We start from the raw sequence: 22,944 nt of genomic DNA, 5'->3' as shown, positions 1-22,944 counted from the left end.
TCAAACCCCAACAGGATTCGCCTTCTCAGGATCAATCTTGTACTGCTTGATCGCCCGGGCCACATCCTTGCCGGTCATCTTGCCATCCTTCGCCAGCGCGGCAATCGCCGCGTGCGCGATGTAGTAGCGGTCGACCTCGAAGAAGCGACGCAGGTTGGCACGCGTATCCGAGCGACCGAACCCATCCGTGCCGAGCACGGTGTAGGTCATCGGGACGAAGGCGCGGATCTGGTCGGCGAAGGCGCGCACGTAGTCGGTTGCGGCGATGGCCGGGCCCTGGCGGCCTTCCAGCAGCTGGGTGACGTAGGGCTTGCGCTGTTCGGCCTCCGGGTGCAGGCGGTTCCAGCGTTCCACGGCGTAGCCGTCGCGGCGCACTTCGTTGAGGCTGGGGCAGGACCAGATGTCGGCGGTAACGCCAAAGTCCTTGTCCAGCAGCTCGGCCGCGGCAATGGCCTCGCGCAGGATGGTGCCGCTGCCCAGCAGCTGCACGCGCAGCTCGCCCTTCTTGGGCTTGCCGGCGTCCTTGAGCAGGTACATGCCCTTGATGATGCCCTCGGCTGCGCCGTCCGGCATGCCGGGGTGGGCGTAGTTCTCGTTCATCAGGGTGATGTAGTAGTACTCGTCAATCTGGTCTTCCATCATCGCCTTCATGCCGTGCTGCATGATGACGGTGACTTCGAAGCCGAAGGTCGGGTCGTAGCTACGCACGTTCGGGATGGAGCCGGCGATGACCTGGCTGAAGCCGTCTTCGTGCTGCAGGCCTTCGCCATTGAGCGTGGTGCGGCCGGCGGTACCACCGAGCAGAAAGCCACGCGTGCGCATGTCCGCTGCCTGCCAGGCGATGTCGCCCACGCGCTGGAAGCCGAACATGGAGTAGTAGATGTAGAACGGCAGCATCGGCACGTCGGACACCGAGTAGCTGGTGCCGGCGGCCATCCACGAGGCGATGGCGCCCGGCTCGCTGATGCCCTGCTGCAGCACCTGGCCGGTCTGGTCTTCGCGGTAGTACATCAGCTGGTCGGCATCGACCGGCTTGTACTTCTGGCCGAACGGGGCATAGATGCCGATCTGGCGGAACATGCCTTCCATCCCGAAGGTGCGCGCCTCATCGGCCACGATCGGCACGATGCGCGGGCCCAGTTCCTTGTCGCGCAGGGCGATGTTGAGGCTCTGCACGAAGGACATGGTGGTGGAATAGCTGCGCTCGCCGCTGTCCTTGAGCAGGCGCTCGAACTTGTCGAGCGTGGGCGCCACGAACGACTTGCTGGCCTTGGGACGGCGCGAGGGCAGGAAGCCGCCCAGCACGTTGCGGCGCTCCTTGAGGTACTGCACTTCCGGGGAATCTTCGCCGGGGTGGTAGAACGGCACCTGGCCGTCTTCCAGCTGGGCGTCGGTCACCGGGATGTTGAAGCGGTCGCGGAAGTGCTTGACCGCCGCGTCGTCCAGCTTCTTGGTCTGGTGGGTGGGGTTGAGCGCCTCACCGGCCGAGCCCATGCCGTAGCCCTTGACCGTCTTGGCCAGGATCACGGTGGGCATGCCCTTGGTGTTCACGGCCTGGTGGTAGGCGGCGTACACCTTGTGCGGGTCGTGGCCGCCACGGTTCAGGCGCCAGATGTCGTCGTCGGACAGGCCGGCGACCATGGCCGCGGTCTCCGGGTACTTGCCGAAGAAGTTGGCGCGCGTGTAGGCGCCGCCGAAGGCCTTGCAGTTCTGGTATTCGCCGTCGACGGTTTCCATCATCAGCTTGCGCAGCACACCGTCGGTGTCCTTGGCCAGCAGGGCGTCCCAGTAGCCGCCCCACAGCAGCTTGATGACGTTCCAGCCGCCGCCACGGAACACGCCTTCCAGTTCCTGGATGATCTTGCCGTTGCCGCGCACCGGGCCGTCCAGGCGCTGCAGGTTGCAGTTGACCACGAAGATCAGGTTGTCCAGGCCTTCGCGGCCGGCCAGCGCAATGGCGCCGAGGGTTTCCGGCTCGTCGCTCTCGCCGTCGCCGATGAAGCACCACACCTTGCGGTCGGACTTCTCGATCAGGCCGCGGTTTTCCAGGTAGCGCATGAACTGCGCCTGGTAGATGGCGGCCAGCGGGCCCAGGCCCATCGACACGGTAGGGGTCTGCCAGAACTCGGGCATCAGCCACGGGTGCGGGTAGGAGGAGATGCCCTGGCCGTCCACTTCCATGCGGAAGTTGTCCAGCTGGGCTTCGCTGATGCGGCCTTCCAGGAAGGCGCGGGCGTACACGCCCGGGGCGCTATGGCCCTGGATGAACAGCAGATCGCCCGGGTGCTGGTCGCTGGGCGCGCGCCAGAAGTGGTTGAAGCCCACGTCGTACAGCGTGGCGCTGGAGGCGAACGAGGCGATGTGGCCGCCCAGGTCGCCCGGCTTGCGGTTGGCCCGCACGACGGTGGCCATGGCGTTCCAGCGGATGATCGAGCGGATCTTCCACTCCAGCGCGGAGTCGCCGGGGTTCTTGGCCTCGTTGGCCGGTGCGATGGTGTTGACGTACTCGGTGGTGGGCGAGAACGGCAGGTAAGCGCCGGCGCGGCGGGTCTGTTCGACCATGCCTTCCAGCAGCTGATGGGCGCGCTCCGGGCCTTCGACGTCGATGACGGCCTTGATCGATTCGAGCCACTCCTGCGTCTCAAGCGGGTTCGGATCGTTGTGCAGCACTTCGTTCAACCAGTTCATTAGCGCTCCCGGGGGGACACACCCCGCGGGTGTGTCGACATCGTGAATTCGTGAACCCCCAAGTGTACCGCACGCACCTGTTGCCATTCCTCGCTACGGGTGCGTATGGAATGGGACGGTGTTGTGCGCGGGTGGGGTACCGATGCCGGCTGGGACGACGATCCGGTGCAGCGGGCGCTGCCGGTATACGACCAAAGGATAAGGGCCACCGGCCGGAATGGACCGACACGCCTGCCCCGTAGGAGCGCACCTGGGCGCGAGAGGCGTTACCGGCAAAGCCCGTCGCGCCCGGGTGCGCGCGTACGTGCCTGGCGCTCTGTAGGAGCGCACCTGGGCGCGAGGGGCGTTATCGGTAAAGCCCGTCGCGCCCGGGTGCGCTCCTACCGCGGTCGGGTGGTCAGAACGCTTGTAGCGCTTCGGTCAGCTGGCCGTTGTTGTTGACCGCGCCCATGGTGTAGCCCTGCCAGCCGGGGTAGGCGTTGGGCTCCCAGTAGAAGATGCCGAGCACGCGCGATCCGATGGCGCTACTGCGGCTGAGCAGGTTGGTGAGCATGGCGCGGGTGGTGGCGGCCTGCTGCCAGTCCATGCCGACCTCGGCCACGATCACGTCGCTGCCGTAGCGGGAGATCATGTCGCGCATGTTGGTGTCCAGGCGGTTGTTGTAGTCCTGCCAGCTGCCGACCGGCGGGTAATGCGACATGCCGATGACGTCCCACTTGCCGCCGGCCGAGCGCAGGTTGTCGAAGAACCAGCGGAAGTTGGCGTTGTCGTAGCCGTTGGCCAGGTGCACGATGACCTTGGCGTTGGGGTACACCGCCTTGGTGGCGTTGTAGCCGCTATTGATGAACTGGCCCAGCGTGGCGAAGTTGGGCGTCTTGCCCTCGTTCCACAGCATGCCGCTGTTGATCTCGTTGCCCACCTGCACCCAGCTGACGGTGATGCCGTTGTCCTTGAGGTATTTGAGGATGCCCTGGGTGTGGCTGTAGACATCGGTATTGAGCTGGGCGACGGAGTGGCCCGCCCAGGCGGCCGGCTTGGTCTGCTTGCCGGGGTCGGCCCAGCTGTCGCTGTAGTGGAAGTCGATCATGATGCGCATGCCCTGCGCGGCGGCGCGCTTGGCCTTGTCCAGGGTGTCACGGCCATCGTTCCAGCCGCCGGACGGGTTGACCCACACGCGCAGGCGGATGGCGTTGCCACCCACATCCTTGAACAGCTTGATGAAGTCGGTGGTGTTGCCGGCCGCATCGCGAAACACCTGCGGCGGGTTGGCGGCGGCCTGCTGGTTGAGCCAGCTGACATCGGCGCCCTTGGCGATGCCCTGCGCGCCGGCGCCGGCGCTGAGGCCACCCAGCAACAGCACCAGCAGCAAACGGTGGTACCCCTTGCGAAAAACGTGCATGAACCCTCTCCCTTGATCGATGGATGTCGCGCCACATGGCGCCCTGCCTGATCCCCCTGAATTCGCCGCGTGCCTGTGGCGATGTGGCGCCGCCCGCAGCGGCCAGACACGCCGCGAAACGGTGGCGATTGCAGCACGGCGGCGCAATGCGGTCGCGCCCGCTATAGCTGCTGCGTGGTTGCGGCATATCTCGCGGCGGCAAACGCCTTGCGCCAGCGAACTGGCGATATTTTCGCCAGCGCGTTGTTGTGCGGGTGCAACAGAAAACCGGCGCGGTAGTGCGCAGCGGGTCTGTCACTGGCGATCCGTCGCAGAGGTGACAGGCGTGGTCGACTGTTAGGGCAGCACAAGCAGACCTGGGCTCGATGCGATGCGGTGCGGCGACGTGCTGCGGGCTTCCCGGCACCGGGGCGCGTTGCTGGAAGCGCACACCATCGCCGTACGCACGCAGCTCACCGCTCACCGCGCGCAGCGGCTGCGCTGTGACTGCGGCTGCGTGACTGCGGCTCCGTGGCTGTGGCTGTGGCTAACAGCTGATTCTGGAACGACCAACCCGGCTCGATCACCGTCACCGGCGCTGCGCGGCAAAGTGCGACTCCAGCTCGACAGCAGCAGCCCGACGGGTGAAGACCGCCCGCCTTCCTGCTGCCCTGCCCGCTCGGCGCACTCGATACGCTCGCGTCCATGGATGGGCAGCGACCGAAACGAAAAACGCCGGGTAAGCCGGCGTTTTTCTTACACGCCACTCGATGGCGGCAGTTGGCAGATCGACGCGTCGCCGCGTCAGCCCTGCGGGTCGGGCGCAGTCACCGCATCAAGCGCGACTCCCAGCGCGTAGCGAGCGGCCGTCAGATGGTGCGGCTGGCGCGCCCGGCACTGCAGTGAACCCTTGGTCCATCCCGATTCCGGGCAACGGCCGCGCCCACCTGCCGGCTGCGCAGCCGTTTTGTCGGCTGCCCAACGCCACGCATGCATGAGCGCGCTCAGCCCAGCGCGCGTGCGCCCTGCTGTTGTTGCTGGGTCTGGGTTTGCTGCTGCTCCAGCGCCACCGCTTGGCGTGCGGCGTTGTCGGCCACCCGCTGGCTGCTCTGCTCCAGCGGGGTGTTCATGGCGGTCATGGTTTCCACGCTGACACGCAGCTGCGCGGGGTCGTCCACACGGCCCTGCACGGCGAAGGTGCGTGCGGCATCGGGGCTCATCATCACCGCGTCGATGCGCTGGCCGCCGGCGGCGTGCATTTCCGAGGCGAGCGAGCCGGACAACTGGGCGCTTTGCTGGTCGGGCGCGCGCCCTGCACGTGCGTCCTGTGCGTGCACGCCACGCTGCGCGTCCTGGAACAGGGCATTGCCCACATGCCCCGGTTGGTCGATACGCAGCGAGGTGTGCTCGTTGCCGTGCTCGCGCGCGTCGCGCTTGGCAGGCTCGCCCGGAGCGAGCGGGCCGCGGATGGCGTCGATGGCGTCCTGGCCGAGGCCGCGCGCGCTGCGCGTCAGGATGGTGGTGCCGGTGCGCAGCCCGTCCACATCGCTGCGGTATTCGTCGATCATGCGCGCGTTCTTTTCGGCAAGCGGACGCGCGTTAGGGTCGGTGAGCGCCGAATGTTCGCCCAGGAAGTTGCCCAGCTTGTGCGCGCCCAGCGAACCGCCGGCCGCCACCAGCGGGTAGTCGGGAATCAGGAAATTGGCCTTGCTGTTGCTGTAACCGGCGCCGCTCAACGTGGCGATTTCATCTGGCTTGGCGTAGATGCGCACCTGCCCGAAATGCGGCGAGGCCGCGCTGACCGGGTCTGACGCCATCACGTGGTTGATCACGCTGTTGCCGCCTTCGGGAATGCGGTAACTCAGGCTGGCTGCACCGTAGGCGTTGAAGGTTTCGCCCTTGAGGTCGTAATGGTGCGCGGAGACCTGCGCAAGCGCACCGCCCAGGGAGTGGCCGGTGACGGTGACTTCGGGTTGGTGCCCGGTTCGCTTGCCGACGTCCTTGGCAATGTCCATCGCGTTTTTGGTCAGCGCGAGCGCGTCGGCTGCCTGCGGATTGGTCCGCGAGGTGACCATGGTCGCATCGGTGAGAATGTCCTTGACCGCGCCCTCGGTGCCGCGATGGGCGACCACGATGTCGCCGCTGCCTTCACGCCGGTAGATGGTGCCTTGATAGCCGGTGGCCTTGTTGTTGACGTGGTCGAGAACCGCATAACGCTGCCCCTCGACCACGACGATTTCTTCCTGACCTGGCGCGCGCCGGCCGACGGCGCGATCCTTGTAGACATCTTCCGACAAGCCCGCATAGTGCGGCGATGGGATGCTCATGGCGCAACTTCCTTGGCAGCCAATGTGATGGTGAAGAGATTGTCGCGGATTTCCGGCTTGAATTTGTCCGGGCTCAGCTCACCGGTGTCCGGAAAGCTCTTGGACTCCGAGCGCGGATACCCCTCCTTCCAGTAGTACTTCGTCTGTGGCTGCTGCGCAGTCACCGTCTTGCCTTCGATAAACGACAGGAAGCGGGTCTCTTCCTCTGCGCCGGTGGCCTTCAGCAGCACGCTGGCACCGCTGAATTCCCAGTGGCAGACGCCGCGGCCGTAATAGTCCTCGTCCTGCATCAGGTCCAGATAGACGGTGCCGCGGTACTCGGTGTCGGAAATCTTCTTGAGTGCGAAGTCTTCCTGGCTGGTGATGCGCCCGGCGGTGCCGGTTTCGGGCTGGATCTTGCCGCATTCGGCTTCGTTGCTGACGTCGTATTGCGCCGCGCCCTGCACCAATCCGAAGGCGCCGGGCGCCTTGTCCAGCGTCAGCGTGACCTCGTAGGCCTTGCGCGGGTTGGGATTCAACTTGGCAAGGCCGCGGCCACCGGCCTCGACGTCGGCTTCTGCGGCGGCCTCGGTTGCGGGGGATTGGGTCTGGGTCATGCTGGTCTCCGGGGCGTTACAGGCCGTAAGCAAAAGGGCCAGCAGGCTCGGGGTCAGAATCTGGCGCAAGGCCGGCCTCCATGGCGATAGGGGGAGTCAATCTAGTTTGCTTGACCCGCTGGGGTCAATTTACGGCAGCTGAGGATGAGGCGGCCGTGAGCCGGTTGCCGGCGGCCGCAAAACTGCCATGATCGGGCCATCCGCCGCCACGGAAGCGCGCCATCGCCACGGGTCCCACATCGCCAGCCGACCGCGTGGCCGTCACCCCGCGGGTGCACTGGCGGCACAGCCTGCGCATGCGCGTGTTGCTGGCCGCTACCGCCGTGCTGGTGGTGTTGCTGGCGTTGCTGGGCACGGTGTTCTACCTGGGCGCACGCGCCGAGTTGGTGGAGGCAGCGCGCACCGAGGTGGATGGCCTGACCGAGCAGACCGCGCGCAGCCTGGCGGCGATGCTCGACTCGGTGCAGGTGAGCGGCCGCACGCTGGCGGCCAGCAGCAGCGCGGTGGGGCTGCAGCCGTTCAATCTGCGCGCGCTGCTGCTGGCCACGCTCAGCGGCGACCCGGATATCGGTGCGGCGCGATTGATCATCGAGCCGCGCACGCAGAAGGCGCGCGACACTGGGTTTGTCTGGTACGTGCATCGCGACGGCACGCGCGTGCTGGAGAAATCGGTGCAGGACCTGGGCTACGACTACCGCGCGATGCCGTGGTATCTGCGCACCCAGCGCGAAGGCCGCGCGTGGTGGTCAGAGCCGTACCTCAACGCCAATGGCGGCAACGCGCTGTACACCAGCTACAACCTGCCGTTGCGCCGCCCGGGCGATGCGGTGGATGCCGCGCCGGTGGGCATGGTCAGCGTGGACCTGCCGCTGCAGCACCTGCGCGAGATCATCGACCAGCTGCCGCGCGACATCGGCATCCAGCCGATGCTGCTGTCGCCCGAGGGCATGCTGGTGTTCAGCCCCGACCCGGCGCTCAACCTGCGTTACACGCTGGAGCGCTACGTGGCGCATTCGCGGCCCGACCTGCTGCCGTTGCAGCGCGCGGTGGCGGCGGGCCAGCCGATCTCGTTTGCGCACACCGCACCGGATGGCGAGCGCTTTTTGACCCATAGCGCAACGGTGGGGCGCAGCGGCTGGACCTTTGTGCTGTCCGCCTCGGAGGGCTATGTGCTGGCGGGCCTGAACTGGCTGGCCGCGTGGGTGGCGCTGGCGGCGTTGCTGGGCGCGGTGGTGTGGTGGTGGCTGATGGGGCGGATCACGCGCAAGCTGACGCGCCCGATCGAGGAATTGACCGATACCGCCGAGCACTTTCGCCGTGGCGAATTCGCATACCCGCTGCAGCACATCGAACGCCGCGACGAGGTGGGCGTGATGGCGCGTGCGTTCGACAGCGCGCGCGATGCGATCCGCGACCACATCGCGCAGATCGGCGAGATGACCGCCGCGCGCGAGCGCATGCACAGCGAGCTGCAGATTGCGCGCGAGATCCAGCAGGCGATGCTGCCCTCCGGGCGCACCTTCGACCGCGCCAGTTCGCATCTGGAAACCTGCGCCTGGCTGGAACCGGCCAAGGCGGTGGGCGGCGACTTCTACCACTTCGTCGAGACCGAGCCGGGGCTGCTGTGGTTTGTGGTGGGCGATGTGTCCGACAAGGGCGTGCCGGCCGCCCTGTTCATGGCGCGCGCGGTGAGCGTGCTGGAAATCGCCGCGCGCCGGCATACGCGCCCGGACAGCATCCTGATCGCCGCCTCCACGCGGCTGGCGGAAAACAACGACACCTGCATGTTCGCCACGGTGCTGTGCGGGGTGATCAACGTGGTGAGCGGCGACTACTGGCTGGCCAGTGCCGGCCACGAGCCGCCGGTGCTGATCGACATCGACGGCAGCGCGCGGCCGTTGCCGCTGGACACCGGCGCGCCGCTGGGGATCGAGCCGCAGGTGGCCTACCCGGTGCTGCAGGGCCGCATGAGCGCCGGGCAGACGCTGCTGGGCTATACCGACGGGGTGACCGAGGCGATGGACGAGCAGGGCGCCAGCTACGGGCTGGAGCGCCTGCTCGGCGCCTTGCGGCCACGCCGCAGCGCGGCGGCGCAGTGCAAGGCGGTGATCGCCAACATCGCCCACTTCACCGGCCAGGCCGACCCGTACGACGACATCACCCTGCTGGCGATCCGGCTGCGCCAGGAGCATGCTGGGCGGGTCGCAGACGCTGGCCGGGACGCCCCCGGAAAGGCAACGACCTGATGAAGCTCGACCTGGCCATCGCGCCCTCGCTGGCCCAGCTGGCCGGCGCCAACGACGCGCTGGAACACTCGCTCACGCTGGAAGGCCTGCACGCCGAGCGCATCGGCCAGGTGCGGCTGATCGTGGAAGAGCTCGGCTGCAATGCGCTCACCCACGGCCAGTGCGCCGAGCAGCCGCTGCGCCTGCAACTGCAGCTGGACCCGCAGGCGCTGGTGCTGGAGATGCACGACCCCGGCAGCGCCTTCGACCCCAGCACCGCCGCGATGCCGGACCTGAGTGCCGAGCTCGACGAGCGCGCGATCGGTGGGCTGGGGCTGTTCCTGGTGCATCAGTTCGCCGATCACATCGACTACCGCCGCGATGGTGCATACAACGTGGTGCGCGTCACCCTGCTCCACCCGTACGCCCCCGTCCCCGAGGCACTGTCATGACCACGCTCGCCATTCAGATCGACCCGCCGCAGGACACCCGTCAACGCGTCATCCTGACCGGGCGCCTGGACACCCACACCTACCAGGATCTGGACGCGGCGCTGTCACCGCTGCTGGGCACCCTGATCACCACGCTGGTGCTGGACCTGAACGCGCTGGAATACATCTCCAGCGCCGGCATCCGCTGCATCTTCAAGGCGCGCAAGGCACTGGCCACGCGCCAGGGCAAGGTGCTGGTGACCAACCCGCAGCCGCAGATCCGCAAGGTCTTCGACATGGTCAAGGCAGTGCCGCTGAGCGATGTCTTCGCCTCCACCGAAGAACTGGATGCCTACCTGGCGGCGATGCAGCGCAAGGTCATCGAACAGCATGCGCAAGGCGATACGCCGATCGTGCCGCATTTCGCCGAGGCCTGAGTGCGGCCAGCGCCGCACCGCGAACCGGCGCCGGCTGGATGTAGGCGGCGCGCTCGGCAGAAGGATACGCGTGGTACATGCCGCCCCCGTCATCGGACGCGCACCGTCCGGCGATGATTGCAGTGGTTGTGCCGATCGCTTTGCGGCGCCACCTCGCCTGCGCGCACATCGGTGGCGTGTCTGCGTACGGCGCGTGTGCAGCAATGGTTAGGCTATGGCGCCAAGATCCCTGCGTTGCGATGCCTAAGCTGATCATCTTCGATTTCGACGGCACCCTGGCCGACTCGTTCGGTTTCTTTCTGAGCACGCAGCGCGTACTGGCCGAGCGGCACGGCTTCCGCGCGGCGCAAGCGCATGAAGTGGACGCCGCACGCCGCCTGAGCACCCGCCAGCTGCTCAAGCAATCGGGCCTGAGCAGCTGGCGCATCCCGCTGGTGGCTGCCGACTTCATCCGCCTGATGCGCGCCGCCCCGCCGATGGCCTTGTTCGACGGCATTGCCGAGGTGCTGCAGACCCTGCACGCCCGCGGCACCTGCCTGGCCCTGGTGTCGTCCAACTCGGTGGAGAATGTGCAGCGCGCGCTGGGCGAGGAGCTGAGCGCGAAGTTCGCAGTGATCGACGGCGGTGCGCATCTGCTGGGCAAACAGCGCGCCTTGCGTCGCGTGTTGCGCAGCACCGGGCATACCGCAGCGCAGGCGGTGTACGTGGGCGACCAGGTCGCCGACTGGGAGGCGGCGCAAGTGGTGGGTCTGCCGTTTGCCGCGGTGGCCTGGGGCTATGCGCATCCGAACGTGTTTGTCGGCTTGGCTGAGACGCGGTTGATCGAACGCGTGGATGACTTGCTTGCGTTGGGCGGGAAGTAGGCGGTGGGGATTGGGGATTGGGGATTCGCAGGAGCGAGAAGCGTCCCGGTGCTGCGTGCGCACGTATCCTCATCCGCCCTTCGGGCACCTTCTCCTGATGGGAGAAGGGACGTGCGCTCTCGGTGCGCGTGGTGGTGCGCCCGGACAGCGCCGACTTCTAGACCCCACCCACCCTCGGTAATGGCGCCGGCACGTTCAACATACCACCCGCTGCCACGTACGCCGCCAAGGCCTGGCCCTGGCTCAGCAGATGCCCGTGCATCGTGCGCTCTGCGCCTTCGGCATCGCCGCGGCGTACGCAGGCCATCAGCTCGCGGTGCTCGGCCAGCGACTGCGCCATGCGCCCGGGCGTCAACAGCTGCCGGCCGCGGTGCATCTTGAGGATGCGGTGCAGATCGTGGGTGACGCGGATCAACCACGGATTGCCAGCGTACTGCTGTACGGTCTCGTGGATCAGGTAATTGTTGCGGTAGTACTCGGCCAGGTCGCCAGCGGTGGCGGCGGCTTCCATTGCCGCGTGCAGCTCTTCCAGGCGTTGCACGCCGGCCGCGTCGATGCGCTTGACCGCATCGTGGGCGCAGCGGCCTTCCAGCATCGCCATCACCGGGAACAATTGGTTGAGGTCTTCCAGCGTCAGCCGCGTGACCCGGCTGCCGCGGCCGGCGTCCAGCTGCACCAGGCCTTCGGCGGCGAGCAGCTTGAGGCTCTCGCGCAGCGGGGTGCGGCTGATGCCGAGTTCCTCGGCCAGCGCCGGCTCGTCGATCCATTCGCCCGGCGGCAGCGCGTAGTCGTAGATCTTCTGGCGCAGGCGCTCGGCCACTTCCTCGTACAGCGGTACGCGCTTCTTGGCGTTGCGCGAATCAGGGGCGAGGGTCATGGCAGGCGGGTCGTCGATGCTGGCGTGGGGGCGCCCATTCTACCGGGGCGCCCCAATGCCCTGCCGGACGCGGGCCGGATCACAGCCAGCCCGGCACCACGAACAGCAGCCAGGCCACCAGCGGCCCCAGCAACACCACCAGCCCGCTGTAGACCAGGAAGCGGCGGAACAGCGCGTCGCGTTCTTCCTTGGCGGCAGAAGCCACCACCAACGCACCATTGGTGGAGAACGGGCTGACATCGACGATGGTGGACGACACCGCCAGCGCGCAGATCACCCCGGCCGCACCGAGCTGGCCCTGCATCAGGAACGGCACCGCCAGCGGGATGGTGGCGCCCAGCACCGCCGCCGACGAGGCGAATGCGGAAACGATGCCGCCGACGTAGCAGACCAGCAGCGCCCCCAGCAGCGGCATGCCGATATGCGATACGCCGGTGCCGATGTAGTCCACCGCGCCGGCCTTTTCAAGCACCGCCACATAGGTGACCACGCCGCTGATCAACAGCACCGTGGACCAGCTGATGCCGTCCACCGCGCCCTTCTGCGCGCTGGGCGAGATCAGCGCCAGTGCCACCGCCACGGTGATCGAGACCAGGCCGACGTTGAGGTTGTAGACCAGCGCGGCGATGCCCAGGCCGAGCAGGCCGACCAGCGTGATCACCCGATCGCGCGTGATGGCGACCGCCTCCAGCGCCAGCGGATTGGTCGACAAGGTGCCGCCACCGGCGGCCACCAGCGAACCATGCCCTTCGATCGCGAACGGGCGCTTGGAGGCCTGGTCGTCGGCCACCGCCACGTACTGCGCATCGGCCAGCGACACCTCCTGCCGGCGCATCAGCTTGAGCCCGCCGAAGGCGCAGAAGCAGATGATCGCCATCATCAGGTTGAAGCCCAGGCTGGTGAGGAACACCGCCATCTCGGTGACGTCCAGCCCGGCCTTTTCCACCACCTTGTTGGTGATGCCGCCATACACGCTGATCGGCGAAAAGCCGCCGCCCTGCGCGCCATGGATCACCAGCAGGCCCATCATCAAGGGATTGATGCGGTACTGCTTGGCAAAGCGCAGCGCCACCGGGCCGATGATGGCTACCGCCGCCGGCCCGAGCGCACCGAAGGCGGTGAGCAGGCCGGTGATGACGAACATCACCCAGGGAATGGCGACGATGCGCCCGCGCACCGCGCGCACCGCCCAGTGCACCAGCAGATCGATGGTGCCGTTCTTCTGCGCGATGGCGAACAGATAGGTGATGCCGACCAGGGTCAGGAACAGGTCGCCCGGAAAGCCGGCCAGCACCTCCTTGCCGTCCAGCCCCACCCACACGCCGCCGATGATGAAGGCCAGCGCGAAGGCCACCGCGCCCATGTTGATGGGCAATGCGGTGGCGACGATGAACATGATCACCAAGCCAAGAATCGTTGCAATTTGCGGGGTCATGCGCCCTCCCAGACACCTGATACGCGTACAGCACGGATGGCCACCCGCCACCCAAGGGTTACGCCGTGTGCACCACCTCGACCGTCATGCCGCGCGCTCGCATGCGGCGTTGACCCACTCGACCACACCGTGGATGCTCTGAAATTCGTCGACCGATCGCGCTTCGCAGCCCGGCACGCGCTCGCGCGCCATGCGCGCCAATGCGCTGCCTGGCCCCAGTTCGAGAAACACCCGCGCGCCGCGTTCGGCGGCCTGCACCAGCACTTCGGACCAGCGCACGGTCTGCGCGATCTGTGCGGCCAGCGTGTCCACCACCAGGGCCTGCGTGGTGACGGCACGCGCATCGATGCCGGCCAGCACACGCAGCCTGGGCGCCTGCACGGCCGCATTGTTCAATTCGACGGCGAAGGCGTCGGCAGCCGCCCGCAACCACGGCGTATGCGCCGGCACGCTAACCGGCAACGGCGTGACACGTGCGCCCTGCGCCTGCGCTGCATCGCCCAGTGCCTGCAGCGCCGCCTGCGAGCCACCGAGCACGGCGTGGTCGTCGCCATTGACGATGGCGATGGCCGCGCGATGCGTCTGGCACAGCGCCTCGAGCGTGCGCAGCGGCAGGCCGAGTACCGCCATCAAGCCGGCATGGTCCGGGCTGGCGGCGTCCATCAGGCGCGCGCGGGTGGCAGCCAGCTGCAAGCAGGTGGCGATCTCCATGCTGCCGGCAACCGCATGCGCGGCCAGCTCGCCGACGCTATAGCCCAGCACCAACACCGGCGTGGGCAGCTGCGCACGCAGCACCTGCCAGTGCGCCAGCGTGCCGGCGCAGACCAGCGGCTGTGCAATGGCATTGGTGTAGCGGGAGTTGTCAGCGGCCAGCGTTTGCGCCGAGGCGCCAAGCACCTTGCTCGCAGCAGCGATTACCTCGGCCGCGGCAGGCGCATCGGCAACCCGCGCGAACATCGCGGCGTGCTGCCCACCCTGGCCGGGACAGAGCACGGCCAGGCTCATGCGGTGGCCTGCTTGCAGGCAGCCGCGCGCGCTGTGCTTGTGCCGCCCTCATTCGCGCTGCGGGCATGTTGTTCCGTGACCAGGACAAGCACGCCGTTCACTGAGGCAGTGCGAAGGGCCGCGCCGCCACACGCCTGCATGGACGTCGCCTTGGCAGCTGCCAGTGCTCGACACAGGCTCATGCCGTCTCCTGACAGTGCAGGAACCAGGCGCAGGCCAGCAGATCGGCGCTGCCGCCCGGGCTCAGGCGACGCGCGACGAATTGCCTGCCGATGGCGTGCAGGCCCGCGCGCCACTGCAGGTGCGCGATGCCGCCATCGGCCAGAAATGCACGTGCCTGCGCCTTTGCGTAAGCCAGCCCTTCCTGTCCGCCGCGATGCAGCAGGTTGAGATCGTCGACCTCGGCAACCAGGTGCATCAAGGTCTGCGCCAGCGCGGCCTCGCGCGTGGCGTCACTACGCAATGCACTGCGTAGAGATGGCAGTGCGATCTCGCGCAACAATGGATACCCGGCCGCGGCCTGTTCGCGCACTCCACTGATCCGGAGCGCCGCGCGCACGCGCTGGCCATTGCTGTGTGGATCCAGCGGCGCGGCCCGCAATGCATCGCGCCAGACCTGCACCGCGCTGCAGACTGCTTCGCCGGTAGGGGCATGTCCATGCACGGCACGCAAGCGCGCCGCCTGCGCAGTGAGCAAGCCCAGGCTGAAGATTGCACCGCGATGAGTGTTGATGCCGCCGGTGGCGCGCAGCATCGCCGCTTCGGCCGCGATGCCGAGCTGGCGCAATTGCTCAAACGGCGCGTTGTCGATACCGGCCTGTGCAACCGCGACGAAGTAGCCGCGCAGGGCGAACAGGCTGCGCAGGAATGTCGACGCGTCCATATCGGCATGGCTGCCGCTGTCGAACGGCGTGACCAGGCCGGGCTTGGGCGCACAGCCGAGTTCCGTATGCAGGGCGGCGACCGCCAGCCGCCCCAGCCGGTGCGCCAGTGCGCTGGCGGTGCCGGCTTTGGCATGCAATGCGTGTTGCCGGGCTGCACTGTCTTGCAGCTCGCCATGCGTGCGTGCAGCGCGCGATGACGCATGCACGCGGTTCGAACCAGCGCCTGCGCGCGCAAGGTGCAGTAGCGGCTGCGGTGGTACGTCGTGCGCCGCTGCCGGTGTCGGTGCGAGCGTCGATCGGCGATCGGCACGAACCAGCCGCGTCGATTGGCTGGCCGCATCAACCAGGGATGGTGCGATGCCCGTTTGTTTGGCTCCTGTCACTGGCCGCTGCCGCTCCACCGCGTTGCAAGGCGTCACGGAACGCCTGGCATCGGTAGTGCGTTCGACCAGCGTGCTCATGCCGCGCTCCATACCGGAAACAGCGCACTGCGCGGCAGCAAGCGGCAGCCGTTGGCGGACTTCACCAAGACCTGTTGCGCGCTGCCGGCGTATTCGCGCCAGTTCACCGCGGTGTCGTCGGGCAGCAGCAGTTCGCCGTCTGCGCGCAGCCCGTGGCGCTGTTCCCAGCGCTGCAGCACTGTCACCACGGCCTGCGCCTGCTCGGGTGTGGCAATGGACCACAACAGGTCCAGATCCGATTGCGCGTGCACATACGCAAGCCCGGTCAGGGCCTGCCATGCGAAGCTGCCGAAGACATGCGGCTGCAGGGCGTTGGCATCGCACTGGGTCAGCAAGGCCTGCAGTGCAGGCTGCATCGCGGCGGGTGCGGCTGCGATCACGGCATCCAGCGCCAATGGCGCGGTGCTGCGCGCAACCTCGTCCAGGCCGGCGCTCAAGGCCAGGCGTTGCTTGCCTTCGTCTGGCGGCAAGGGCACGCCCAGCCGCAGGCTGCCGGGCGCCTCGCTGCCATCGCCACGCGCCACCACTGCCGGCAGACCCGCGGCAAACCACTGCTGCAGCCGTGGCTGCGCGCCCGGCGTCAGCGCTTGCCAGCGCGCGCCGGGATGCAGCCACACCAGTGCGTGGCGGCCGGGCATGCTCAGGCCTCGCCCGCGGCCACGGCCGCAGCGACATCGCGCGCCAGGGTGCGCCCGCCACGCTGCGCGCCAAGTGCCCGGCGTTGATCGCCATCGCTGGGCGCGGCCAGGGCATTGAGCAGCGCCTGCGCCAGATCGCCATCCCAGAGCGACTCCACCGCGCCCATGCGCACATAGTTCTCCACGCCGGGCGCAAACACCGGCGAGCTCTTGCTCAGCGCCTGCAAGGTGTCCACGCTCTGCTTGGTGACGCGCGCCATCGCGCGCAGATCCATCACGCGGATCTGCGCATCCGGCAATGCGTGGATATGGTCGGCCATCAGACCGAACGACAGAAAGCCGCCGCTGACCGATTCGCCATACACCAGCGTGACCAGCCGCGCGCCGCGCTTGCGCGCCAGATCCAGCGTGCGTGCCAGATGCGCGAAATAGCCATTGATGCCGAGCAGTTCGTCACGGCGCGCCAGCCGTTGCCCGGCGGTATCGGCCAGCATCACGATCGGCCGCTGCGGGTGCGCGCGCGTGCTCGCCAACACGGTCGCCGCCAGTGCCAGCGCGTGGTCCACGCCGACTTCCAGCTTGTTGGCGGTGCCGATCACGGTGACCTCGCCCGCGGCCGTGGTGGCACTGCCGGTGAGCACATCGTCGTTGCGGGCGATGGCGTGGCCGAGCGGAAACAGCTGGTCCAGCAGTTGGCTCAGTTCCATGGCGTGCTCCGGTCGGCGGTGGCGGCGAGGAAGGCGTCGGTGTCCAGCAGCGGCAGGCGCTGCGCATCGACAATGCCCTGCCGCTGCCAGATCTCCAGGCCGTCGCGGCAATCGCCATAGGCGGCGATGCGCGTGGCCAACTGCTGCTGTGCAAGTTCCAGCGCCTGCAATGCGGCCTCGCCTTCCGGCTCAGTCAGCGTGTCCAGCGCCTGCACGGCGGCCTCGGCGAATGCGGCGATGCGGTCGGCCACCAGCGTCTGCGCCTCGCCCAGCAGATAGCGGTGCTTGCCGCCGGTGATGCGCCACACCAGGGCGCGATCACGCGCGTCGAACTCCTCCACACCGCGCACGGTTTCGATCACGTCCGGGCCGGACAGCGACAGGCGGCCTTCTTCGGACATGATCACCGCGCTGCAGCAGCGCGCCACGATGCCCATGCCGCCGAAGGCGCCGTTACCGCTGCCGATCAAGGCCAGCACCGGCACGCCGGCGGCGCGCGTGTTCAAGGTGGCGCGCATGATTTCGGAGATGGCGATCAGGCCAGCGTTGGCTTCGTGCAGACGCACGCCGCCGGTGTCGAGCAGTAACAGCACCGCCGCCGGCTGCGTGGCAGCGGCGCGTTCGAGCAGGCCGGTGAGCTTGGCACCGTGCACCTCGCCGACGCCGCCGCCCATGAAGGCGCCTTGCTGCGCGGCGATCAGCACGTGACGCCCACGCAGCGTGCCTTCACCGACGACGATGCCGTCATCAAAGGCGCCGGGCGTGTCCAGCTGGGCCAGATGCGGGCTGATCAGGCGACGGCGCGGACCGACGAATTCGCGGAAGCTGCCGGCATCCAGCACGCCATCGATGCGCTCGCGCGCATCGGCCTCGTAATAGCTGCGCTCGGCCATGGGAATGGTGGTGCTCATACGTATCTCCCAACGACATGCGTAGGAGCGCACCCGGGCGCGACTGCAGCGTTACCGGGAAAGCCCGTCGCGCCCTGGTGCGCTCCTACAAGATTGCTGCGCTCGGCACTATCGACAGTGGTGCTCCCCACGACGCGCGTAGGAGCGCACCCGGGCGCGACTGCGGCGTTACCGGGAAAGCCCGTCGCGCCCGGGTGCGCTCCTACGGGGTGAGAGGGGTGGCTCATGCGGCGGCTCCCTGCAGGACGTCCAGCGCCTGCTCCAGGCGCAGGCTCACCACCGCTGGGGTGGCGCCGACATCATTGATGCTGATGCGCACATCGCGCAGCGGATGGCGCGCGGCGAAATCGTCCAGCACCGCCTGCCAGATGGTGCCGAACCCGCGCGCGGCGGTGAGGATCTCGATCTCCATCGCGCCGTCCAGCGGCACGCGCTCGACCAGCACTTCCAGATTGCCGGAGGCGACCACGCCGACCAGCGCATGGTCCAGCCCGGCGCGTGCGCCATGCTGGCCATCGAAGCGATACCGCAGGGTTTCCATGCTGTGCCCCTACCAGTTGCGAAAACGTTTCGGCGGGTCGTACAACCCACCGGACCAGCGCACCAGGTCCTTGACCGTGCGCGCGGCGAGCAGGTCGCGCGTGGCATCGCGTGGACGAATCCCTAAGTCTTCCGGCCGCTTGATGACGCCGCGATCGCGCAGGTTTTCCACCGCACGTTTGTCGCGCCCCAGGCCGACGGCGGTATAACCGGACACGCCACGGATGGCCTGCTCGCGCTCTTCGGCGCTGCGGCATAGCAACAGGTTGGCAATGCCTTCTTCGGTCAGCACGTGGCTGACGTCGTCGCCGTAGATCATCACCGGCGGCAGCGGCATGTTGGCGCGCTCGGCCAGTTCCCAGGCATCGAGCCTGTCGACGAAGGCCGGTGCCATGTGTTCGCGGAAGGTTTCCACCATCTGCACCACCAGCTTGCGTCCGCGCGGCATCTCGCCGGGACGCGCCGCCTCGTGCCCGGCCTTGAGCCAGGCGTCGCTGGCGTGCCGGCGGCCGCGCGCATCCGAGCCCATGTTGGGCGCGCCGCCGAAACCGGCGATGCGGTCGCGCGTGGCGGTGGAGCTGTTGCCCTGCAGATCGATCTGCAGGGTGGAGCCGATGAACATGTCGCAGGCATACAAGCCGGCGGTCTGCGACAACGCCCGATTGGAGCGCATGCTGCCGTCGGCACCGGTAAAGAAGATGTCCGGACGTGCGGCGATATAGGCCTCCATGCCCAGTTCCGAACCGAACGAATGCACCGAGTGCACGAAGCCCGATTCGATCGCCGGGATCAGCGCCGGATGCGGATTGAGCGCCCAGTGCCGGCAGATCTTGCCCTTCAGCCCCAGCGATTCGGCATAGGTGGGCAGCAGCAATTCGATCGCGGCGGTGTCGAAGCCGATGCCGTGGTTGAGCCGGTCCACGCCGTATTCGGCGTAGATGCCCTTGATCGCCATCATCGCCATCAGCACCTGGATCTCGGAGATCTGCGCCGGGTCGCGGGTGAACAGCGGTTCGATGTAGTTGGGCCTGGGCGCCTGGGTGACGAAGTCCACCCAGTCGGCCGGGATGTCCACGCGCGGCAGCGTGTCCACGATCTCGTTGACCTGCGCAATCACGATGCCGCCCTTGAACGCGGTGGCCTCGACGATCACCGGGGTGTCTTCGGTATTCGGGCCGGTGTAGAGATTGCCGTGGCGGTCGGCGGCCTGCGCGGTGACCAGCGCGATGCGCGGTGTCAGGTCGATGAAGTAACGGCCGAACAATTCCAGGTAGGTGTGGATGGCGCCGATCTCGATGCGGCCCTCGCCGACCAGCCCGGCCAGGCGCGCGGCCTGCGGGCCGGAGAACGAGAAATCCAGCAGCTTGGCGATGCCGCGCTCGAACACGTCCAGATGCGCGGGCAGCGACAACACCGATTGCACCATGTGCAGGTCGTGCACGCGCACCGGGTCCACCTCGGTGAGGCAGCGCGCCAGGAAGTCGGCCTGCTTCTGGTTGTTGCCTTCCAGGCAGACGCGGTCGCCGGGTTCGATCACCGCCTCCAGCAGCGCCACCACGTCGTCGGCGGCCACCACGCGCCCCTGCGGCGCCAGGGCTGCGGCGCGCTGCAGGCGCTGGCGCCGGCTTTCGGCCTGGGTGTCCCACTGTCGACTCATGCGTCTGCCTCACCGGGCCAAGCCCGTAATGTCGAAGTAATTACATCGTAATTATGGAGGCCAGCCGTGTCTAGCCGCGTTGCAGCATGGGCGGCAGGGATGGCCAGGCCGGTCAGCCGGGCGACAGGCAGGCGCTTGCGGACCAGCACACTTCGATATATCTTTTCGCCATACTTCGATATATCGAATGACGATGCGCTCCCACCACGACGACCTGCCGAGCGAGCTCGATCCATCTGCGGCGCCCAGTGCGACGCGCCGCGGCGGCGCCGGGCGCGCACGGCCGCTGGAACATGGCGACCTGCGCTTGCTGCTGCTGGCGCTGATCGAGCAACAGCCGCGCCATGGCTACGAATTGATGCGGCAGATCACTGCGCTGTTCAAAGGCCTGTACACGCCCAGCGCGGGCGCCATCTATCCGGCACTGGCGCAGCTCGAAGCCGATGGCTGGGTGCAGACCGCGCTGGACGAAGGGCGCAAGCGCTATCAGGTCACCGCCTCTGGCCGTACGTATGCGGCGCAGCACCGTGACGCGCTGGATGCGGCACTGGCCCGCACCCACCGCCGCGCGCGCGAGCTGATCAAGGCACAGACCCCGGCGCCGATTCGCGAGGCCATCCACCGCATCAAGCACGGCCTGTTTGCGCGGCACGGGCAATGGACGGATGCAGAAACCACACGCATTGCCGCGCTACTCAACGCCGCCGCTGACGGCATGGAGCGCGACGACGGCTGAGTACGTCTATCGCCGTGATCCGAAGCCAACCGATACCGGTTTGAATGCGACTTGCGGCAGTGACGCGTCATCGCGGTGGTTGCGTTGCGCGGCCTCAGTGGCATGCATGTGGCATGCATGCATTGCTGTCCCTGCGCTGTTCTGCGATTTGATCAGCGTGTCGCTGCACGACATCGACCTTGCTTGGTTGGCAGATGCACGCAGCTTCGCCTACAACCGCATCCGCGCCTGCGGGGCATCTTCTCCCGATGGGAGAAGGCTGAGCAACACCCGCTGTTCTTTGCCAGCTCGCTGGCCAGATCGTCGCATCACCGTTTGCAGTCACTCCCCAGCCGCGCATCTGCGCGTCACATCCAGGAATCGCACTACATGGCCATCCACACCCACACCCAACTCCGCCGCGATCCGCGCCTGCGCTCCGTGCAGGTGGTGCGCTGCGAATCGCTGACGCCGCAGATGCGCCGCATCGTGTTTGGCGGCAGCGAGCTTGCCGGCTTTCAGAGCGAGGCACCGGACGATCACGTCAAGCTGTTCTTCCCCAATGCCGATGGCGCCTTCGTGCTGCCGACGATGACGCCGGAAGGCCCGCGCTACGCCGAAGGCGCGCTGCCCTCGCCCGGCCGCGATTACACCCCGCGTGCATTCGATCCGCAAAGCGGCGAGCTGAGCATCGACTTCGTGCTGCACGGCGACGGCGTGGCCTCCAGCTGGGCGGCGCAGGCACAGCCCGGCGATACGCTGAAGATCGGCGGCCCGCGCGGCTCGTTCCTGGTTGCCGACGACTACGACCACTACGTACTGATCGGCGATGAAACCGCGCTGCCCGCGATCGGCCGCTGGCTGGAAGCGATGCCCGCCGACATGCAGGCAGAGGTCTTTATCGAAATCGCCGATGCGGCCGAGCGCCAGGAACTGCTCAGCGCCGCCGAGGTGGACGTGTACTGGCTGGAACGCAACGGCTTCGATGCCGCCAGCAGCACGTTGCTGGAAGACAGCCTGCGCGATTACGAGCCGCACGACGGCGATACGTTCTACTGGATCGGTACCGAATCCATGCGCGCGCGTGCGATGCGCAAATTTCTCGAAGAGCACATGGGCGTGGACAAGGACTCGGTGCGCGCGAAGGGCTACTGGAAGGCGAATCCTGCTGCGGAGTGAGGCGTTGGCGTGCGCATCGTGGCGGGGCGGAGGGTGGAGCTGTCGCGGCCTGGGCCGCTCCTACAAAAGTCGGGCGGTTACGCTCAAGCAAAAGCCCGCCGATTGGCGGGCTTTCGCGTTCCGCACATCGGTGCGATCGCTCGCACCGATGCATCGACTGCGCTGCGCCTTACTTGGCAGCAGCAGCGTCACCGGCCTTGGCCTGCAGGGCTTCGGTGGTGATGCGGATCTTCACTTCGTCGCTGACGTTCGGGGCGTACTGGCCCACGCCGAAGTCGGTGCGCTTGATGGTGGTGGTGGCGTCGAAACCGGCAGCCGGCACCTTCTTCATCGGGTGCTCGCCGGCACCGTTGAGGGTGACGTCCAGCACGACCGGCTTGGTCTGATCCTTGATGGTCAGATCGCCGGTGACGGTCAGCTTGTTGGGGCCGGCCGCTTCGACCTTGGTGCTCTTGAAGGTGGCGGTCGGGAACTTGGCCGCGTCGAAGAAGTCACCGCTCTTCAGGTGCTCGTCGAACTTGGCGGTGAAGCTGTTCAGGCCCGACAGCGGCAGGGTGACCTGCACGGTGGACTTGGTCACGTCGGCCGCGTCGTACACCAGGGTGCCGTCGACATTGCCGAAATGCGCGCTCGGGTTGGAGAAGCCGAAGTGGCTCCACTGCGCGATCACGTCGGTATGGCTCGGATCCAGCGTGTAGGTACCGGAGGCCACTTCCACGGCCGGCGCGGTCGAGGCGGCCGGCGCAGCAGCCGGGGCCGGGGTGGTGGCAGCGGCATCGGCCGGTGCGGTAGCGGCCGGGGTTTCAGCGGCCGGCGCGGCGGCGTTGTCGGCCGGTTTGGAGCAGGCGGCGATGGCCAGGGTCAGGGCGAGCGGCAGCAACAGTTTGTGGGTGGTCTTCATTGAAACTCCTTGAGATGAGGGACCGCATTGGATCAACGCGGATGGAACAGACGCAGACGGACGAGGACTGCAGGAAAATCGAAACGGGC

At 67.5% G+C, this 22,944-nt stretch carries 20 protein-coding genes and 1 other RNA gene; 6 read left to right on the top strand and 15 right to left on the bottom strand.

Features of this window, described 5'->3' with window-relative positions:
• The 5 genes from aceE to ABQ137_RS03290 all read right to left on the bottom strand — a co-directional run bounded on the left by aceE (position 1) and on the right by ABQ137_RS03290 (position 6,989).
• The gene (gene aceE / locus ABQ137_RS03310; RefSeq protein WP_024937855.1) at positions 1-2,688 is read right to left on the bottom strand and encodes a pyruvate dehydrogenase (acetyl-transferring), homodimeric type; all 2,688 of its coding nucleotides are present in this window, start codon (positions 2,686-2,688) and stop codon (positions 1-3) included.
• A gap of 397 nt (positions 2,689-3,085) precedes the next feature.
• A complete protein-coding gene (locus ABQ137_RS03305) occupies positions 3,086-4,087 on the bottom strand; it encodes an arabinogalactan endo-1,4-beta-galactosidase (RefSeq protein ID WP_039531138.1) in 1,002 nt (333 codons plus the stop codon).
• A gap of 822 nt (positions 4,088-4,909) precedes the next feature.
• Positions 4,910-4,985: non-coding RNA, sX9 sRNA (locus tag ABQ137_RS03300), on the bottom strand.
• Between the two features lie 85 nt (positions 4,986-5,070).
• On the bottom strand, positions 5,071-6,393 hold the full coding sequence (locus tag ABQ137_RS03295) for an XVIPCD domain-containing protein (RefSeq protein ID WP_102250910.1): 1,323 nt from the start codon (positions 6,391-6,393) through the stop codon (positions 5,071-5,073).
• Positions 6,390-6,989, bottom strand: a complete 600-nt coding sequence (locus ABQ137_RS03290) for a hypothetical protein (RefSeq protein ID WP_047126145.1) — start codon at positions 6,987-6,989, stop codon at positions 6,390-6,392. Before ABQ137_RS03290 ends, ABQ137_RS03295 begins: the two co-directional genes overlap by 4 nt.
• Positions 6,990-7,285: 296 nt before the next feature.
• Between ABQ137_RS03290 and ABQ137_RS03285 the strand changes: the two genes are divergently transcribed.
• The 4 genes from ABQ137_RS03285 to ABQ137_RS03270 all read left to right on the top strand — a co-directional run bounded on the left by ABQ137_RS03285 (position 7,286) and on the right by ABQ137_RS03270 (position 10,945).
• Positions 7,286-9,235 carry a SpoIIE family protein phosphatase gene (locus ABQ137_RS03285; protein WP_221439256.1) on the top strand — a complete coding sequence of 650 codons (1,950 nt, stop codon included), beginning with the start codon at positions 7,286-7,288 and terminating at the stop codon, positions 9,233-9,235.
• The gene (locus tag ABQ137_RS03280; protein ID WP_039523217.1) at positions 9,235-9,666 is read left to right on the top strand and encodes an ATP-binding protein; all 432 of its coding nucleotides are present in this window, start codon (positions 9,235-9,237) and stop codon (positions 9,664-9,666) included. Before ABQ137_RS03285 ends, ABQ137_RS03280 begins: the two co-directional genes overlap by 1 nt.
• Positions 9,663-10,082 (top strand): STAS domain-containing protein, encoded by a 420-nt coding sequence (locus ABQ137_RS03275; RefSeq protein ID WP_184515834.1) that lies wholly within the window; start codon positions 9,663-9,665, stop codon positions 10,080-10,082. The genes ABQ137_RS03280 and ABQ137_RS03275 overlap by 4 nt, the downstream gene beginning before the upstream one ends.
• Positions 10,083-10,321: 239 nt before the next feature.
• Positions 10,322-10,945 carry an HAD hydrolase-like protein gene (locus ABQ137_RS03270; protein WP_184515831.1) on the top strand — a complete coding sequence of 208 codons (624 nt, stop codon included), beginning with the start codon at positions 10,322-10,324 and terminating at the stop codon, positions 10,943-10,945.
• A gap of 157 nt (positions 10,946-11,102) precedes the next feature.
• Here the strand turns inward: ABQ137_RS03270 and ABQ137_RS03265 are convergent, their stop codons facing one another.
• The 9 genes from ABQ137_RS03265 to mdcA form a co-directional block, all read right to left on the bottom strand.
• Positions 11,103-11,822, bottom strand: a complete 720-nt coding sequence (locus ABQ137_RS03265) for a GntR family transcriptional regulator (RefSeq protein WP_024937864.1) — start codon at positions 11,820-11,822, stop codon at positions 11,103-11,105.
• 79 nt (positions 11,823-11,901) lie between these two features.
• Positions 11,902-13,257, bottom strand: a complete 1,356-nt coding sequence (locus tag ABQ137_RS03260; protein ID WP_024937865.1) for an SLC13 family permease — start codon at positions 13,255-13,257, stop codon at positions 11,902-11,904.
• Between the two features lie 84 nt (positions 13,258-13,341).
• Entirely contained in the window at positions 13,342-14,262 is a 921-nt protein-coding gene (gene mdcH / locus ABQ137_RS03255) for a malonate decarboxylase subunit epsilon (protein ID WP_104646878.1), read from the bottom strand.
• Between the two features lie 178 nt (positions 14,263-14,440).
• Positions 14,441-15,283 carry a triphosphoribosyl-dephospho-CoA synthase MdcB gene (gene mdcB / locus ABQ137_RS03250; protein WP_104647650.1) on the bottom strand — a complete coding sequence of 281 codons (843 nt, stop codon included), beginning with the start codon at positions 15,281-15,283 and terminating at the stop codon, positions 14,441-14,443.
• Positions 15,284-15,603: 320 nt separating this feature from the next.
• On the bottom strand, positions 15,604-16,245 hold the full coding sequence (gene mdcG, locus ABQ137_RS03245; RefSeq protein ID WP_184515827.1) for a malonate decarboxylase holo-[acyl-carrier-protein] synthase: 642 nt from the start codon (positions 16,243-16,245) through the stop codon (positions 15,604-15,606).
• Positions 16,246-16,247: 2 nt separating this feature from the next.
• The gene (gene mdcE, locus ABQ137_RS03240) at positions 16,248-16,952 is read right to left on the bottom strand and encodes a biotin-independent malonate decarboxylase subunit gamma (protein ID WP_184515824.1); all 705 of its coding nucleotides are present in this window, start codon (positions 16,950-16,952) and stop codon (positions 16,248-16,250) included.
• Complete coding sequence (locus ABQ137_RS03235) at positions 16,943-17,845, bottom strand: biotin-independent malonate decarboxylase subunit beta (RefSeq protein ID WP_184517690.1); 903 nt, start codon at positions 17,843-17,845, stop codon at positions 16,943-16,945. The genes mdcE and ABQ137_RS03235 overlap by 10 nt, the downstream gene beginning before the upstream one ends.
• Positions 17,846-18,086: 241 nt before the next feature.
• A complete protein-coding gene (gene mdcC / locus ABQ137_RS03230; RefSeq protein ID WP_016902872.1) occupies positions 18,087-18,404 on the bottom strand; it encodes a malonate decarboxylase acyl carrier protein in 318 nt (105 codons plus the stop codon).
• 9 nt (positions 18,405-18,413) lie between these two features.
• Positions 18,414-20,060 carry a malonate decarboxylase subunit alpha gene (gene mdcA, locus ABQ137_RS03225; RefSeq protein WP_349781152.1) on the bottom strand — a complete coding sequence of 549 codons (1,647 nt, stop codon included), beginning with the start codon at positions 20,058-20,060 and terminating at the stop codon, positions 18,414-18,416.
• A 193-nt stretch (positions 20,061-20,253) separates the two neighbouring features.
• On the opposite strand from mdcA, the gene ABQ137_RS03220 reads away from it, so the two are divergent.
• Both ABQ137_RS03220 and ABQ137_RS03215 read left to right on the top strand, forming a co-directional pair.
• On the top strand, positions 20,254-20,796 hold the full coding sequence (locus ABQ137_RS03220) for a PadR family transcriptional regulator (RefSeq protein ID WP_102580392.1): 543 nt from the start codon (positions 20,254-20,256) through the stop codon (positions 20,794-20,796).
• Between the two features lie 369 nt (positions 20,797-21,165).
• Positions 21,166-21,954, top strand: coding sequence for a siderophore-interacting protein (locus tag ABQ137_RS03215; protein WP_349781150.1), 789 nt, complete (start codon positions 21,166-21,168; stop codon positions 21,952-21,954).
• 169 nt (positions 21,955-22,123) lie between these two features.
• Here ABQ137_RS03215 and ABQ137_RS03210 read toward each other — a convergent pair whose 3' ends face one another.
• Positions 22,124-22,855, bottom strand: a complete 732-nt coding sequence (locus ABQ137_RS03210) for a YceI family protein (RefSeq protein ID WP_080716308.1) — start codon at positions 22,853-22,855, stop codon at positions 22,124-22,126.
• Between the last annotated feature and the right edge of the window lie 89 nt (positions 22,856-22,944).

The organism is Xanthomonas sp. WHRI 8393 (genome assembly GCF_040203315.1).
Classification (GTDB): Bacteria; Pseudomonadota; Gammaproteobacteria; order Xanthomonadales; family Xanthomonadaceae; genus Xanthomonas; species Xanthomonas arboricola.
This window is presented reverse-complemented; position numbering and strand designations above follow the sequence as displayed.